A 15,580-nucleotide genomic window follows, 5' to 3' on the forward strand; every position below is an offset into this window, starting at 1 on the left:
AGGTGTCCGCCCGATGCGCTGTCCCTATTGCAGCGGCCCCGACACCCAGGTGAAGGACTCGCGCCCCACCGACGATGCGATCCGCCGGCGGCGGGTCTGCCCGGATTGCGGTGGCCGCTTCACCACCTTCGAGCGGGTGCAACTGCGCGAGCTCACCGTGCTCAAGCGCTCGGGCAAGCGCGTGCCGTTCGACCGGGACAAGCTTCAGCGCTCCATCGGCGTGGCGCTCCGCAAGCGGGCGGTCGACCCCGAGCGGATCGAGCGCCTCGTGAGCGGCATCACCCGCCAGCTCGAGAGCGGCGGCGAAGCGGAGATCACCACCGAATCCATCGGCGAATTGGTGATGGAGGGGTTGAAGGGTCTCGACGACGTCGCCTACGTGCGCTTCGCTTCGGTCTATAAGAATTTCCGCGAAGCCAGCGACTTCAAGGCGCTGCTGGGCACCTTGGGCGAATCGTCGGCCGGATCCGCGCCCACCGACGAGTCCAGCGTAACGCCCCTGCGCCCCAAGGGCCTGCCCCGGCCACGATCATGAGCGGCACAGATATCCGCTTCATGGGGCTCGCCCTGGCCTTGGGCCACCGCAACCTCGGGCGGACTTGGCCCAACCCCTCCGTCGGGGCTGTCGTAGTGGCGGACGGACGCATCGTCGGACAGGGCGTGACCGCGGTTGGCGGCCGGCCCCATGCCGAGCCGCAGGCGCTCGCCATGGCGGGCGATGCCGTACGCGGCGCCACCCTCTACGTGACCTTGGAGCCGTGCTCGCATCACGGCCGCACCCCGCCCTGCACGGACAGCATCATCGCGTCCGGGATCGCCCGCGTCGTCACCGCCGTGGAGGATCCCGACCCGCGCGTTGCCGGACGCGGCCACAGACTCCTCGAGGACGCCGGAATCGTCGTCGAGACGGGACTTCTGCGCGAGCGCGCTACCCGTGATCACATCGGCCACGTCACGCGCGTCACCAAGGGGCGCCCGAGCCTGCACCTCAAGCTCGCCCGGACCCTGGACGGCTTCGCCGCCGGGGCGCCGGACCAGCGCCTGCGCATCACCGGCCCCATCGCCGACGGTGCCGTCCACTTATGGCGAGCCCATGCGGACGCGATCCTCGTCGGCATCGGCACGGCCCGGGCCGACGACCCGTCCCTCACCGTGCGCCTTCCCGGTCTTTCGGGACGTTCGCCCCTGCGCGTCGTCCTCGATTCGAGCCTGCGGCTGCAGCCTTCGACCCACCTCGTGCGGGGCGCACGCGACATCCCCACCCTCGTGATCACCACCCGCAACGCACCGGCTCATCCGAAGCGCATGCTTGCCTCCTTCGGTGTTGAGGTGATCAGCGTCGCCGCCGAGCCGGGCGGTCGGATCGATCTTCCCGCTGCCCTGGAAGCCTTGGCCGAGCGCGGCGTCACTCGCATCTGCTGCGAAGGCGGTCCCCATCTCGCCGATGCCCTGGCGCGCGCCGATCTCGTCGATGTCTGTACCCTGATCACCGGCCCTCATGCCCTCGGAACGGGCGGCCTTCCGGCGATCGGGCCGCACCTCGACGCCAGCCTGTCGCGGGGCCATCTGACACCTGTCGAGACGCGCGACTTCGGTCCCGACCGCGCGGTCACGTATGAGCGGAGCCCCTAGATGTTCACCGGTCTCGTCACCGATGTCGGAGAGGTCGTGAGCGTGTCGGGCGACGACCGCCTGCGCCGTATTCGCATTCGCTCTGCCTACGATCCGGCCACCGTCGCCCTCGGCGCCTCCATCGCCTGCTCCGGCCCCTGCCTGACGGCCGTGGCCGTAGAGGGCGTGGCGGGGGGCTGCGAGTTCAGTGTCGACGCCGCCGCCGAGACCCTGGCGCTGACAACCGTCGGCACCTGGGTCGCGGGCACGCGGGTGAACCTCGAACGCTCCCTGAAGATCGGTGACGAACTCGGCGGCCACCTCGTCACCGGCCATGTCGATGGCCGCGCCGAGATCGTCGCCCGGGAATCGGTGACCGGGGGCATCGGCGATCCGCAATGGGCGCCGAGCGACCGCTTCACCCTACGGGCGCCGGGGGGGCTTGCCCGCTTCATTGCCCAGAAGGGTTCGGTCTGCCTCGACGGCACCTCGCTCACCGTCAACACCGTCGCGGGCAACCTGTTCTCGGTCCTCCTGATCCCCCACACCCTGGCGGTGACCACCTGGGGCCGGCGCCGCGAGGGCGATTCCCTCAACCTCGAGGTCGATCTCATTGCCCGCTACGCCGCGCGCCTTACGGAAGCATAGGCTGCGCTCGCCGACTGAAACGGCCGCGACGGTTGTCCGCCGCCTTGTCCGCCGGGCGCCTAAGGTCTATCGCTCGGGCCTTCCGATCGGGTCGGCTACGGCACAGACTCGGCGCGCGAGCCGGGGCAACCCGGTCGATCCGGGGTGGCGACGTCCAAAAAGCACGAAAAGCCCGCCCAAACGCCGCGCATTCGATAAGGCCCCTCGATGGTTTCGACCCCACCCGCCTCCCGTCCGTCGCCCGCCATCGTGAGGGGTGCGCGCGTCCTCGTGGTCGAGGCGCGCTACTACGACGAACTCGCCGACGAACTGCTTGCCGGCGCGCAGGCGGCGCTGGACGCCTCCGAGGCCGAGGCCACCGTGGTCACCGTACCGGGCGCCCTCGAGATTCCCGCCGCCATCGCGATCCTGATCGAAGCCGCCGCGCGCGCCGGCCGGCCCTACGACGCCGCCGTAGCGCTCGGCTGTGTCATCCGGGGCGAAACCGGGCACTACGACATCGTCGCCGGCGAGAGTGCGCGTGCATTGATGGACCTGTCCGTGCAGCGGCTGCTGCCGCTCGGCAACGGCATCCTGACGGTGGAGACGGAAGCGCAGGCCTTCGCCCGCGCCCGCGTGTCCGAGATGAACAAGGGCGGTGGGGCCGCCGAGGCGGCGCTCGCGGTGCTGGCCCTCAAGCGGGCCGCCGCGGCCGCGCCCGTCGGAGAGGATTGAGCACCATGGCCAAAGTCATCGAGCGCAGCGGCGCGCGCCTCTCCGTGGTGCAGGCACTCTACGAGATGGAGATCTCCGGCAAGGGCGTCATCGAGGCGGTGGCCGAGTTCGAAACCTTCTGGATCGGCCAGACCGTCGACGGCGTCGAGCATCCCCCGGCGGAGATCGCCTTCTTCCGCGATCTCCTCCGCGGCGTCGTCGAGGAGCAGCGCGCCATCGATCCGATGCTCGACGGCGCCCTGTCGCAGGGCTGGCCGTTGAAGCGCATCGAGGCGGTGCTGCGTGCGATTCTCCGTGCCGGCGCCTACGAGCTCATGCATCGCCGCGACGTGCCGGCGCGAGCCGCCATCTCCGAGTACGTGGATGTGGCCCACAGCTTCTATGGTGGTGACGAGCCCGGCATGGTCAATGCCGTCCTCGACAAAGTGGCGCGCGAGGTTCGCGGCCAGGAATTCGCCGGCCTGCCCGGTTCCGGCCGGGCGTGAGCGGGAACCGTCCCACCGAGGACGGCCTCATCGCGCGCTTCTTCGCGCCGCTCGCCGGCCCCGGGGCCGACGGGATGCGTGACGACGCCGCCACCCTGACGCCGAGCCCCGGCTGCGACCTCGTGTTGACGGCCGACGCCATCGTGGCGGGCATCCACTTCTTCGCCGACGATCCGCCGGCTTCCATCGCCCGCAAGGCCGTCGGGGTGAACCTTTCGGATCTGGCCGCCAAGGGCGCGGCTCCGCGCGGCATCCTCCTGACCCTGGCGTTGCCCGACGACTGGACCGAAGCCTGGCTCGGGGCTTTCGCCGCCGGGCTCGGCGACGCCCTGGCGGATTTCGGCGGTACGCTGCTGGGTGGCGATACCGTGCGTGCCGCCGGGCCGCTGATGATCGGCGTCACCGCCATTGGTGAGGTCTCTAACGGGACCATGGTACGGCGGATGACGGCGGAGATCGGCGACGTTCTCTGCGTCAGTGGCACCATCGGCGATGCCGCCCTCGGGTTGCCCCTTCGTCGCTCACCCCTACCGGATTGGGGTCATGTCATCGGTGGGGATGCTCGCGCCGCCCTGGTCGACCGCTACTGGCACCCGCGTCCGCGCCTCGGCCTCGCGCCGATTCTGCGGCGCCATGCCCGGGCCGCCATGGACATTTCGGACGGGCTCGCCGGTGATCTCGCCAAGATGCTGACGGGTGAAGGGCGCTCCGCCCTGATCCGGCTCGCCGATGTTCCGCTTTCCCCGGCCGCCGCCCGCGCCGTGGCGCAGGCGCCGATCCTCATGGACACGGTCCTCACCGGCGGCGACGACTACGAGATCCTCTGCGCCATTCCGCCTGAGCGCCTCGATGCCTGTCTCCTCGCCGCGGGGGCCATCGGCATTCCGCTTTACCCCATCGGGACGGTAACCGCCGGTGACGCTCCCCCGGCCTTCGAAGCGTCGGACGGATCACGCAAAACCTTCGCGGCGGCGTCCTTCAGCCACTTCTGACGCTGTTCGTCAGGCGGCCTCGTCCTCAGGCGGCTCCGGATCGCCGGTCCAGTGGGTGGCGAAGGCGGCGAGCTGGCGCGCATCGGCAAAGGCCATCACGGCGACCACGCGGTCGGCTGGCATCGCACCCGGATAGGGCGCCAGAAGCACGGTCTCCTGCGAGAACTTAGCGCCCGGCGCCCGCTCGGCGAGCCACGCGTCGGCCTCCGGGGTGAGCCGGCTGGGATCGCCCGCATCGCGGGCGCGGGAATCGGCGCGCAACACCAGCACGTAGGGGCCGAGCGTCGGATTACGCTGCTGCAGGGCCTGGATGATGTCGATCATGGGGTGTCTCGAAATCGGTGGAGCAGGGCACGGCCTCAGGATGGAAACCTCTCCTCCCACGAGGGAGAGGAAAGGGCGTCGGCGAACGCTTCCGATCAGTGTAGCTTCACCCGCGATTCCGTGCGGCGGGTCAGAGCCCGGGCGACGGCGTCGAGGGTAGTCTTCACGGTGCCGTGCAGGGCCTGCTCATGCATCTTGTAGAGCGAGCGATACATCATCCGAGCGAACAAACCGGCGATGAACATGTTCTTGCCGCGCACGAACCCCATCAGGCTGCCCACGGTCGAATACTCGCCCAGCGACACCAACGAGCCGAAATCGCGGTACTTGAACGGCTTCAAAGGCTTCCCCGCGATCTTGGCCGGGATGGCCTTGATGAGGTGGCTCGCCTGCTGGTGGGCGGCCTGGGCTCGGGGCGGGATCGGCGTATCCGAGCCTTTCTCTACGAGGTAGGCGCAGTCGCCGATGGCGAAGATGTCGGGATCTCGCGTCGTCTGAAGGGTCGGGGTCACCACGAGCTGATTGTTGCGCGTGGTTTCAAGTCCACCGATCTCGTGCAGAAACGGTGGCGCCTTCACGCCGGCCGCCCACACCACGAGCTCGGATGGGATGAAACCGCCATCGGCGAGCTGAACGCCGTCGGCGCGCACCTCGGTGACGCGGGCGTTGGTTCGAACCTCGACGCCGATCTTGTCGAGCAAACGGATGACGTCCTGCGACAGGCGCTCGGGCACCGCCGGCAGGATCCGGGACGCCGCTTCCACCAGGGTGATCTTGAGGTCCTTGTCCGGGTCGATTTTGTCGAGGCCCGTGGAAGCCACGTCGCGGGTGGTGCGGTGGAGTTCGGCGGCGAGCTCGGTGCCCGTCGCGCCGGCGCCGATCACCGTGACGTGGAGCTGGCCCGGACGTACGGGACCGACCTGGGTGTGGGCGCGCAGCATGCCGTTGACGAGGCGCTGATGGAAGCGAACCGCCTGGTCCTGCGTATCGAGGGCGATGGCGTTCTCCTTCACCCCCGGCGTACCGAAATCGTTGGTGGTGGAGCCCACCGCCAGCACCAGGGTGTCGTAGCCGATGGCCCGAACCGGCGTGACCTCGCGCCCTTCCGCGTCGTGGCTCGCCGCGAGCTGGATCGTGTGCGCGGCCCGGTCGAGGCCGGTCATCTGGCCGATGCGGTAGCGGAAATGGTGGCGGTGGGCGTGGTGCAGGTAATCCACCGCGTGATGGCCGACATCGAGGCTGCCGGCGGCGACCTCGTGGAGCAGCGGCTTCCAGATATGCGTGCGCGCCCGGTCCACGAGGGTCACGTGGGCCTTGCCCGACTTGCCCAGGGACTCGCCCAGTTTCGTCGCCAGTTGCAAGCCGGCCGCGCCCCCGCCGACGACGACGATGCGGTGCAGGTTGTCCACGGATTCGCCCGGTACCATGCGATTGTCGTCCTACGTCTCGTCATTGATGGAGGAGCAGGGCCGGCAAGGCCAAGCCGCCCTGCGGAAGCCCGTTTCACCCTAGAACGTTTTTATTTTGCGGTGGACCCGGTCAGGGCAAAGAAAATTATCCGCACCGCGTCAGGCGGGTGCGCCGGGCTGGCGCAGGGGATGCGCCCGCGCGAACGCGTCCTGCGACAGGCAATCCTCCGCGATCCGCCGGACCGTCGGGTAGGGCGCCGTTTCGACCCCGAAGATACCGGTGCCGACCCACAGGCTGACGAGGCAGAGGTCGGCGTGGCTCACCGCGTCCCCTTGCGCGTAGCGCCCGGTGCCGAGCTCGTTGGCGAGCCGGGTCTCCAGGGTCTTCAACCCGGTCTCGAACCAATGGCGCACGAAGCCCATCATCCGGTCCTTCGGGATGTCGTAGGCCTGCATGAGGTAGTTGCGCACACGGGGCACGTAGAGCGGATGGGTGTCGCAGGCGACCACCTGAGCGAGCGAGCGTGCCCGGGCGCGCTCGCGCGGATCGGCTGGCAGCAGCGGTACAGCCGGATGCACGTCCTCGAGATAGTCGAGGATGGCGAGCGATTGAGTCAGCGGCGGCCCGTCGCCGTCGAAGAAGGCCGGTACCGCGCCCTGCGGGTTGATGGCGAGAAAGTTGGGCTTGAACTGGTCGCCCGCATCGAGGTCGATGAAGGTCTCCTCGCAGGGGATGCCCTTGAGGTTGAGGGCGATCCGCACCCGGAAGGCGGCGGCCGAGCGCCAGTTGCCGTACATCTTCACGTGCGTCGTCTCTCCGTTCCGGAGGCGACCACACCCGACATCGGCCCGGACCGCAAGCCCCTCCGGCAGACCCCGTCATGAAACCGATGCCCTGGCCGTGATCCTGCTTTGTCGCAGGCGAATTTGGCAGCGTCGGATTCCTCGCGCATAGCGAGAGACATCGTGGAGAATTTCGGGACGTAGCCCCGGGGATGGACGGACATGCAGATCGAGACGCCCTACCTGATGTTCCTCGGCGACGTGCCCGACACCCTCGCGGCCAAGACCGCGTACGGCATCAAGGATTGGCGACCCGAATGGTGTGTCGGCCAGATGCGCCTGCCCGGCTGCGCCGCCGACCTCGGCATCCCCGATCTGACCCTCGCCGAGGCGGTGGAGAAGGGCTGCCGCACCCTGGTGATCGGTGTCGCCAACGCGGGCGGCGTGTTGCCAGCGCACTGGGTGGCCGAGATCGTTGCGGCACTCAACGCCGGTCTCGATATCGCCAGCGGGCTCCATGCGCGCCTCGGTGCCGTGGCGGAGATCGCGCAGGCGGCCGAAGCCAATGGACGCCAGCTCCATGATGTCCGCCATACCTCGGAGACCTTCGCCACCGGCAAGGGCACGAAGCGCCCCGGCAAGCGGCTGCTGAGCGTCGGCACCGACTGTTCCGTGGGCAAGAAGTACACGGTGCTCGCCCTCGAGCGCGGCATGCGGGATCGTGGCCTCGACGCGGATTTCCGGGCCACGGGACAGACCGGCGTGTTCATCTCCGGGCGGGGCGTCGCCATCGACGCCGTGGTGGCCGATTTCATCTCCGGCGCCGTCGAGTGGATCGCCCCGGCGGCCGAGCCCGACCACTGGGACCTTCTGGAGGGACAGGGCTCCCTGTTTCATCCGTCGTTTGCCGGCGTCAGCCTCGGGCTCCTGCACGGGGCGCAGGCCGACGCGTTCATCGTCTGCCATGAGCCGAGCCGTACCGCCATGCGCGGCGTCCAGCACCCCCTGCCAACGATCCGGGAGGTGATCGATCTCACAGTGCAGCTCGGGCGCCTCACCAACCCGGATATCCGCCCCGTGGGCATCGCAGTGAACACCCAGAGCCTGGAGGAGGGCGCCGCACGGACCCTGCTCGCCGAGCTTGCCCGCGAGCATGGCCTGCCGGCCACCGACCCCGTGCGCTTCGGCGTCGAGGAAATCGTCGACCGCCTCGTCGCCGAGTTCCCGGCCGGAGCCGCCGCATGAACCGGGTTCTCGACGCGGTCATCGAGCGCTTCCCCATCGCGGGGGCATTCACCATCGCGCGCGGCAGCCGCACGGAGGCCGTGGTGGTGCTCGCTACCGTGACGGATGCGGACGGCCGCGTCGGGCGCGGCGAGTGCGTGCCTTACGCCCGCTACGGCGAGACCGTGGACAGCGTCCGCGACCTCATCCTGGCGCAGGCCGATGCCGTCGCCGCCGGGGCCTCGCGGACGGACTTCCTGACCACCCTGAAGCCGGGGGCCGCCCGAAACGCCCTCGATTGTGCCCTGTTCGATCTCGAGGCGAAGCAGCTCGGCCGGCCGGCATGGGAGATCGCCGGCCTCAGTGCGCCGCAGACCGCCACCACGGCCTATACCCTCAGCCTCGGCGACCCGAAAAGTATGGAGGCCGCCGCCCGCGCGGCGTCCGCCCGTCCCCTGCTGAAGGTGAAGCTCGGGGGGGAAGGCGATCCGGAGCGCATCGCCGCCGTGCGCCGGGGCGCGCCTCGGTCGCGTCTCATCGTCGATGCCAACGAGGCGTGGCGACCCGGGACCCTGGAGGCCAACCTGGCGGCCTGCGTCGCGGCCGGCGTCGAGCTCATCGAGCAGCCCCTGCCGGCCGGCGACGACGACATCCTCGCCGCCATCGCCCGCCCGATTCCGATCTGCGCCGACGAGAGTTTGCACGACCGCGCCGGCCTCGACGCCCTGGCGACGCGTTATGACGCCATCAACATCAAGCTCGACAAGGCCGGTGGTCTCACCGAGGCGGTGATGCTGGCCCACGAGGCGCGGGCGCGCGGCTTCTCGCTGATGATCGGCTGCATGGTCGGCACCTCCCTCGCCATGGCGCCCGCCATGCTACTGGCGCACCACGCCGACTATGTCGATCTCGATGGCCCCCTGCTGCTGGCGCGGGACCGTGATCCCGCGCTGACGTTCGAGGGAAGCCTGATCCACCCGCCGACGCCGGACTTGTGGGGGTAGGGGCTCGTCGGCCGTTCGACCGGCTCTCGTGTTCACCGTCGCCCAGGGGAAGGCCCAGCGCGGCGACGGCATCGTGCTCAGGACCGTCAGGAAACGCCGACCAGCCGGTATGCCGCTTGCGGGTGCGGGTCGGGGGCATCCTCGGCGACGCAGCAGGTCTGGTTTCGCCCCCGTGCCTTGGCCTCGTACAGTGCCGCATCGGCGCGCCTGTAGAGATCGGTCGAGGCTTGGGGCGCGTCGGGCATGGCGGTCGCGCCGCCGATGCTCACGGTGACCGAGCCTGCTCCGATGCCCGCGGCCCCGATCGCGAGCTTGGCCACCTCGATATGGACCCGCCCGGCGACCCGGAGGGCGCCCGCGGCGTTCGTATTGGGTAAAAGCAGGATGAACTCTTCACCGCCGACACGGAAGACGAGATCCTTGGACCGGGGCATGCTCGCGGCAAGATGTTCCGCAAGTCCCGCCAGGACCTCGTCGCCGACCGCATGTCCGTAGCGGTCGTTGTAGCGCTTGAAGTGATCGGTATCGACCACGAGGAGAGAGAGCGGTTTGCCGGTGCGTGCGGCGTCCTCCCAGGCTCGGACGAACACCTCTTCGAACCGGCGTCGGTTCGACAATCCGGTGAGGGCATCCGTCTGAGACAACAGCGCCAGCTCCGCCTGTGCCGCGGTGCGGCGGCGCAACTCCCGTCCGAACAGCAGCGACAATCCGATGGTCAGGCCGCACAGAACCAGCACGATGAGACTGATGACGAGGGCTTTCTCGCGCCACTCCGCTTCGACCTCATCGATGGACAGGGCCACGGTGAGGAGCAGGGGAAACTCACCGACGCCCATGAACGTGTAGTGTCGCTCGATCCCGTCGCTCGCCGTGCGGCCCACGAAGCTGCCGCGTCCCTCGGCGAGGAATCGCTTGAAGTTCGGAGCGTGGGCGAAGCTCGCACCGATGGTTCCGTCACTTGCGGGGTAGCGCATGATACGCCTGCCGTCGCGCAGGTAGAGGTTGATCGCGCCCTGGCGTCCGATGCCAATATCCTCGAACAACCGGCTGAAATACGTGAGTTTCAGCGTACCGAACACGACGCCGCCGAAGGACCCGTCCGGTTTGTCGATGCGCCGACTCAGCACGAGCACAAGGGTGCCCATGAGGTGCGAGACCAGGGGCTCGCTGATGTGAAGACCGAGGCCGGGCTGCTGGCGATGCACCTTGAAGTACGCGCGCTCGGAATTGTTCACCTTGCGGGCCGGGAGGGCGCCGGCATCGATGATGCTGTGCCCGTTCTCGTCGAGCACGAGCATCACACCCATGTCCCGGGCCGTGGCGGCGCGATCGAACAGGATGCGCTGCCGGAGCTCGGGCGTGGCCGCCATCACATCCGGCGCCTTCAGGTTGTCGATGACGCCCTGGAGCGAGAGGTCGATGATTTCGATGTTGCGGGCGATGTCGCGATCGAGAACCTGGAGGAGGTTTCTCGATGTCTGTTCGGCCTTGCTCCAGGCGTCCCGGCGCAGGTCGAGCAGCATGATCGCGGACACGAGCAGCATACCGAGGGGCGCCAGGATACCCAGGGCGATCCAAGTCTGGGCCGAACGCATGGCGATCGAAAAGCGGTGCCGCGACCACACAGATCAACTCCCGCATGGGTTCTTCTTGATCCGACGATACCGGGAGAAGATGAATCGATGATTTCGTATTCGCAGCACTATCTTCCGATCGCCGCAGATGGGCCAGCGAAGTGCGATCCATGTGAATCGACGCAGCTCAAGACAGCATTTTCCAAGACGCCATGCTCTGAGAACGAACGAGGCGTTCGTATCTCGCGTATGCGATCCTCGCGGTAAGCCCGATCATCGACGGGCCGCGTCAGATTTGGATCGCGGAACGATTCCGGTCGCCGGAACTACCCCCGCACGATGAACCGCAGGACGTAGACCAGTGTCGTGAAGACCATGAGACTCACGGCATAGAAGGCCAGGAACCACAGTAGGCGCCGGCTTTTCCCGGTGATGTCGCTCAATGGCCGTAGCCCCCGGACTGCATGTCCTCGGCGACCTTCCCCCGGAACACCCAGTAGGCGTAGGCGGTGTAGGCCAGCGTCAGCGGCATGACGACGGCGTATCCAACGAGGGCGAATTTCAGGGCGCTCACCGCGTTGGCGGCCTGCCAGATCGTCAGGCGCGGTGGCACGATGTAGGGGAACAGGCTGATGGCGAGGCCGAGAAACCCAAGCAGGAACAACGCGATGGTGAGCAGGAACGGCGCGACGTGGCGACCGTTGGCGAGAGTGCGGTGGATGTTCCAGGCCACGAGGGCGGTCACGGCGGGCACGGGCGCGACGTAGAGAATGTTGGGCCACGCGATCCAGCGCCACTGGATGTCGAGGCCGAGGAACGGCACCCAGGCGCTGACGATGGCCATGCAGGCCACGGTGGCGATCAGGAACTGTCCGCTCTTGCGGCGCGCCCAGATCTCGAGCTCGCCCGAGGTTTTCATCACGCACCAGGTCGCGCCGAGCAGGCCGTAGCCGCAGACGAGGCCGATGCCCGTCATCACGCTGAACGGGGTCAGCCAGTCGAGGGTGCCGCCGGCAAATCCCCGACCCGCGATGTGGAAGCCCTGCACGAAAGCGCCGAGCACCAGCCCCTGCGCGAAGGTCGCAACCAGGGAGCCGTAATGGAAGGCGTAGTCCCAGAGAGGTTGCGATCGCTCGGCCTTGAACCGGAATTCGAACGCGACGCCCCGGAAGATCAGGGCGATGAGCATCAGGATCAACGGTAGGTACAGCGCCGGCAACAGGATCGCGTAGGCAACGCTGAACACCGCGAACAGGCCGCCGCCGCCGAGCACGAGCCACGTCTCGTTGCCGTCCCAGATCGGCGCCACGGACAGCATCATCCGATCGCGCCAGTTGCCCTTCCGCGCGGCGGTGAACAGGATTCCGACGCCGAGGTCGAACCCGTCGATGACGACGTACATCGCGACGGCGAGCGCGAGGAGCGCCGACCAGATCAGGGGCAACCAGAAGGCCGCTCCCTCGTATTCCATGCCGAACCCGAACATCCGATCATGCCCTCGCCGCCCCCCCCGTAGGTGTAGCGGCACGCTCGGGGCAAATCCACCGCGCTGCCCGTATGGGTGGCGGTCGTCCTATCGCGACGCGACGCCCCGCCAGGGTGGGCGCCGGTCTGCGTCGGCCAGGGTATCCGCTGAGGCCGAGCGTGACGTGCCGAGTCGCCGAACGAGGGCGTCCGTTCCGTCGCGGACCATCCGGTCCCGTGCGTCCGCCGGCATCGCGTCCCAGGCGGCGGCAAGCGCCTGACCGGGCTGAACCTGTGCGGCTAGGGAATGGGCGGTAAGCGCTTGGGCAGGAAGAACTTGAGCAGGAAGAACTTTGGCGGACATTCCCGGCAGCGACACAGCGGCATCCGGGTTGTCCCGAAGCATCGCAAGATAGGACAGGTCGCCGATCACCACGGCCGCACGGATGAGAAACAGCATGGGTCGGTCCAGGGTCCGTACCGGGGGCTGCCGAACGGCGCGAGCCTCAGGAAGCCATGCGATTGGTAAAGCAGACATGACGCCGGAACCGCGACCCGGCGTGATGGTGAACGGTGCTTTAGCCCACCGGTTTCGCGGCGGTGGTCGGCTCCGGGGCCGGAGTCCCGACGTAACTCGAATTCAGCGCGACCGGCGGCCAAGGTCGGAAGGAAGCCCTGCGCTCGGTGATCCGGTTACCTTCCGGAAAGCATGCGGGGACATGCGGGGGTTCACCCGCAAGACTCGCTTAAGTCACCTCTGCGACGGTTCGATCAGTCGAGTTCAAGTCGAGCCAAGGGGCGTCGGACGGGTCGTATGGCCTCCATCCGCGCTGTGCGTGTCGGTATTGCGTATCTACGGTGCCCTGGCGTCCCTCATCGATACCCGCTTGGCGGGTCTCGTGCACGAGTCGGTGATCGACGATGCCGCCGTGCGGTTTCGTCACGAGCGCTTTCTCGTGTCGCGCCTCGCCACGGGGCTCGTGATGATGCTGGGCCTGCCGCCGTTCCTGCTTCTTCGCGGGGTGCCGAGCGGCATCGAGGCGCTGGCCATCGCCAGTCTGATGCTCCCGGTCTTCGCCGCCGTCCTCCTGTCGCGCACGGGCATCCTCTGGGTCGCTCACGCCATCTCGTCGGCCGGCCTCACCGGCCTCGTGGTCTGCCTCGCCATGATGACGGGCGGAGTGAACTCCGCCGCCGCCATCTGGCTCGTGGCGATCCCCCTGGAGGCCGTGGTCTCGGGCTCGCGCCGGGCGACCCTGGCCGCAGCCATCGTCGCCGCCCTCGGGGCCCTCGCGGTCGCGCTCCTGCCATCGGTCGGCGTGAGTGGCGTGCTGATGGAATGGTCGCGGACCCTGGCCATGCCGGTCTTCGCAATCACGGCCATCGGCCACATCGCCGCCCAGGCCATCGAGCACTTCCGCCACGAAGGCCGCTGGCTCGCCAAGCTTCGGGACAACGAGCTGCGCGACCGCACGCTCCTGTCGGCCATCGACGATCTGGTGACCTGGCACGATTGCAACGGCCGCGTCATTGAGGCCAGCGCGTCGTCCGCCCGCTTCGTCGGGGCCGAGGCGAGCCGTCTGCGCGGCCACGGCCTGCTCGAGCGCGTCCATGTCGGCGACCGTCCGGCCCTGCTCCAGACCTTGAGCGACGTCGCCGCCCACGGGACACCCGCCACGGTGCAGTTTCGCCTGCACCTCGATGCCGCCGCCATACGGGCCGAGGGCGCCCCGCGCACCATCTTCGCGGAAATGCGGGCGCACCGCATCGACGGAACTCGCGCGGGCCTGTCGGGCGCCGAACTCGACAAGGTCGAGGCGACAGGATCGAGCGTCGTGGCCGTAACGCGCGACGTCACCGAGCACCGCCGCCACGCGGAAGAATTGGAGCGCGCCCGCGCCGAGGCCGAGCGTGCCGACGAGGTCAAAAGCCGCTTCCTTGCCACGGTCAGCCATGAACTGCGCACGCCGCTCAATGCCATCATCGGCTTCTCCGAGGTCCTGGCGGGCGAGGGTGCCTTGACCATCGGTCCGGAGCGCAGCCGGGAATATGCCGTGATCATCGGCGATTCGGGCAAACACCTCCTCGACGTGGTCAACACCCTCCTCGACATGTCCCGCATCCAGAGCGGCCATTTCGACTACGCCCCGGAAACCTTCGACCTCAACGCCCTCGTGCGGACCTGCTGCGACCTGATGCAGCTCCGGGCCGTGAAGGCCGGTGTCGTCCTCGTTCGCACCGAGGAGGCTGCCTCGATCCCCGTCACGGCCGATCTGCGTGCCTGCCGGCAGATGATGATCAACCTCCTGTCGAACGCCGTGAAGTTCACGCCCGCCGGCGGACAGGTCGAGGTCTCCATCCGCCAGACCGGCAATCACCTCGATCTCATCGTCACGGATACCGGCATCGGTATCGGTGCCGACGACCTGCCGCGCGTGGGCGATCCGTTCTTCCAGGCCCAGAGCGATACGCGGCGCTCGCACGAGGGCACGGGCCTCGGTCTCTCCGTGGTCCAGGGACTCGTCGGCCTCCACGGCGGCGCCATCGCCATCGAGAGTGTCCAGGGCGAGGGCACGCGCGTCACCGTAACCCTGCCGGTCGCCTGTCGGGCGGAACCCAACCTCGCCGGTCCGGCCCCGATTCGCACCGCTTCGCGGGCACCCGGAGCCGGTCCCGATGCGGTCCGCCTGCCCGTGGCACCGGTCCGCCGGCCCATCGGTCTGTTCGAGGCGACCGCCGAGCCCGTGCGCGAGAGCTACGTGCCCGACGGCGGTTCGCCCCTGCGACGCGCCGGATGAGACCGGCCCGACACCACTCCGAGCGGCCCAAGTCCGCTTCTCCTGACCGTCTCATCCGCGCCGCACGCGCGGGTGGGGCCGTCGCGTTCTAAGGAGCCGCCATGCGCGATCAGCGCGAGATCATCGTCCCGCCCCAACCGCGCGGACCGCGGGCGGATGCCGCCACCCGGCGCGAGCGCGCCGGCGCGAGCGTTCGGCCGGGGGGATGGCGGGCCGATCTCGCCGCCGTCGGTCGCTGGGCCGGCCGCCTGTGCGTGAACCGGCCCGGCGACGTGCTCGGGTTCGTGGCGGTCGTAGGGGCCGCGGCCTTCATTTCCTTGAACGCGCTGGGCTACCAGATGGGCCGCCATCCGGCGCCGATCTTCCCGAAGGTCCCGCCGCGCCAGACAACCGAAAAACCGCCCGCTCGCCGGATCGAGGCCGCGAAGATCGAGGCCGGCGTCGGGGAATCCAGCAAGGCCGTGCCGCCGAAAATCGAGGCGCCCCGATCCGAAGCCCTCAAGCCGGAAGCGCCCCGGGGTGAGGCACCCCGCGTCGCCCTCATCCGCCC

The 15,580-nt window shown here is 68.8% G+C and carries 15 protein-coding genes and 1 pseudogene; 10 read left to right on the forward strand and 6 right to left on the reverse strand.

Annotated elements, in window-relative coordinates:
- Nucleotides 1-13 precede the first annotated feature (13 nt).
- The 6 genes from nrdR to thiL all read left to right on the forward strand — a co-directional run bounded on the left by nrdR (nucleotide 14) and on the right by thiL (nucleotide 4,450).
- Nucleotides 14-535, forward strand: a complete 522-nt coding sequence (gene nrdR, locus FV218_RS00745; protein ID WP_056091002.1) for a transcriptional regulator NrdR — start codon at nucleotides 14-16, stop codon at nucleotides 533-535.
- Nucleotides 532-1,632 carry a bifunctional diaminohydroxyphosphoribosylaminopyrimidine deaminase/5-amino-6-(5-phosphoribosylamino)uracil reductase RibD gene (ribD, locus tag FV218_RS00750; protein ID WP_147708330.1) on the forward strand — a complete coding sequence of 367 codons (1,101 nt, stop codon included), beginning with the start codon at nucleotides 532-534 and terminating at the stop codon, nucleotides 1,630-1,632. The genes nrdR and ribD overlap by 4 nt, the downstream gene beginning before the upstream one ends.
- Nucleotides 1,633-2,259 (forward strand): riboflavin synthase, encoded by a 627-nt coding sequence (locus tag FV218_RS00755; RefSeq protein ID WP_147708331.1) that lies wholly within the window; start codon nucleotides 1,633-1,635, stop codon nucleotides 2,257-2,259.
- Nucleotides 2,260-2,466: 207 nt separating this feature from the next.
- Complete coding sequence (gene ribH / locus FV218_RS00760) at nucleotides 2,467-2,973, forward strand: 6,7-dimethyl-8-ribityllumazine synthase (protein WP_147708332.1); 507 nt, start codon at nucleotides 2,467-2,469, stop codon at nucleotides 2,971-2,973.
- Between the two features lie 5 nt (nucleotides 2,974-2,978).
- Nucleotides 2,979-3,458 carry a transcription antitermination factor NusB gene (nusB, locus tag FV218_RS00765; protein WP_056086458.1) on the forward strand — a complete coding sequence of 160 codons (480 nt, stop codon included), beginning with the start codon at nucleotides 2,979-2,981 and terminating at the stop codon, nucleotides 3,456-3,458.
- Nucleotides 3,455-4,450 (forward strand): thiamine-phosphate kinase, encoded by a 996-nt coding sequence (thiL, locus tag FV218_RS00770; RefSeq protein WP_147708333.1) that lies wholly within the window; start codon nucleotides 3,455-3,457, stop codon nucleotides 4,448-4,450. Before nusB ends, thiL begins: the two co-directional genes overlap by 4 nt.
- A 9-nt stretch (nucleotides 4,451-4,459) precedes the next feature.
- On the opposite strand, the gene FV218_RS00775 is transcribed toward thiL, so the two are convergent.
- The 3 genes from FV218_RS00775 to maiA form a co-directional block, all read right to left on the reverse strand.
- The gene (locus FV218_RS00775) at nucleotides 4,460-4,774 is read right to left on the reverse strand and encodes a hypothetical protein (protein ID WP_147708334.1); all 315 of its coding nucleotides are present in this window, start codon (nucleotides 4,772-4,774) and stop codon (nucleotides 4,460-4,462) included.
- Nucleotides 4,775-4,869: 95 nt separating this feature from the next.
- Nucleotides 4,870-6,201 carry an NAD(P)/FAD-dependent oxidoreductase gene (locus tag FV218_RS00780; protein ID WP_147708335.1) on the reverse strand — a complete coding sequence of 444 codons (1,332 nt, stop codon included), beginning with the start codon at nucleotides 6,199-6,201 and terminating at the stop codon, nucleotides 4,870-4,872.
- A 141-nt stretch (nucleotides 6,202-6,342) separates the two neighbouring features.
- Nucleotides 6,343-6,987, reverse strand: a complete 645-nt coding sequence (gene maiA / locus FV218_RS00785) for a maleylacetoacetate isomerase (protein WP_147708336.1) — start codon at nucleotides 6,985-6,987, stop codon at nucleotides 6,343-6,345.
- 201 nt (nucleotides 6,988-7,188) lie between these two features.
- Between maiA and dgcN the strand changes: the two genes are divergently transcribed.
- Together dgcN and dgcA are read left to right on the forward strand one after the other, a co-directional pair.
- A complete protein-coding gene (gene dgcN / locus FV218_RS00790; protein WP_147708337.1) occupies nucleotides 7,189-8,211 on the forward strand; it encodes an N-acetyltransferase DgcN in 1,023 nt (340 codons plus the stop codon).
- The gene (gene dgcA, locus FV218_RS00795) at nucleotides 8,208-9,194 is read left to right on the forward strand and encodes an N-acetyl-D-Glu racemase DgcA (RefSeq protein WP_147708338.1); all 987 of its coding nucleotides are present in this window, start codon (nucleotides 8,208-8,210) and stop codon (nucleotides 9,192-9,194) included. The genes dgcN and dgcA overlap by 4 nt, the downstream gene beginning before the upstream one ends.
- A gap of 86 nt (nucleotides 9,195-9,280) precedes the next feature.
- On the opposite strand, the gene FV218_RS00800 is transcribed toward dgcA, so the two are convergent.
- From FV218_RS00800 to FV218_RS00810, 3 genes are all read right to left on the reverse strand, one after another.
- Nucleotides 9,281-10,789, reverse strand: a complete 1,509-nt coding sequence (locus tag FV218_RS00800; protein ID WP_147708339.1) for a sensor domain-containing diguanylate cyclase — start codon at nucleotides 10,787-10,789, stop codon at nucleotides 9,281-9,283.
- Between the two features lie 418 nt (nucleotides 10,790-11,207).
- Nucleotides 11,208-12,254 carry a cytochrome d ubiquinol oxidase subunit II gene (gene cydB, locus FV218_RS00805; protein WP_056086439.1) on the reverse strand — a complete coding sequence of 349 codons (1,047 nt, stop codon included), beginning with the start codon at nucleotides 12,252-12,254 and terminating at the stop codon, nucleotides 11,208-11,210.
- An 87-nt stretch (nucleotides 12,255-12,341) separates the two neighbouring features.
- Nucleotides 12,342-12,692 (reverse strand): hypothetical protein, encoded by a 351-nt coding sequence (locus FV218_RS00810; RefSeq protein ID WP_147708340.1) that lies wholly within the window; start codon nucleotides 12,690-12,692, stop codon nucleotides 12,342-12,344.
- A 376-nt stretch (nucleotides 12,693-13,068) separates the two neighbouring features.
- Here FV218_RS00810 and FV218_RS00815 point away from each other — a divergent pair, with 376 nt between their 5' ends.
- Entirely contained in the window at nucleotides 13,069-15,030 is a 1,962-nt protein-coding gene (locus FV218_RS00815) for a PAS domain-containing sensor histidine kinase (RefSeq protein ID WP_147708341.1), read from the forward strand.
- Between the two features lie 101 nt (nucleotides 15,031-15,131).
- Nucleotides 15,132-15,580: pseudogene (locus tag FV218_RS00820) on the forward strand (hypothetical protein); the annotation flags it as partial.

This window comes from Methylobacterium sp. WL69 (assembly GCF_008039485.1).
Taxonomy (GTDB): domain Bacteria; phylum Pseudomonadota; class Alphaproteobacteria; order Rhizobiales; family Beijerinckiaceae; genus Methylobacterium.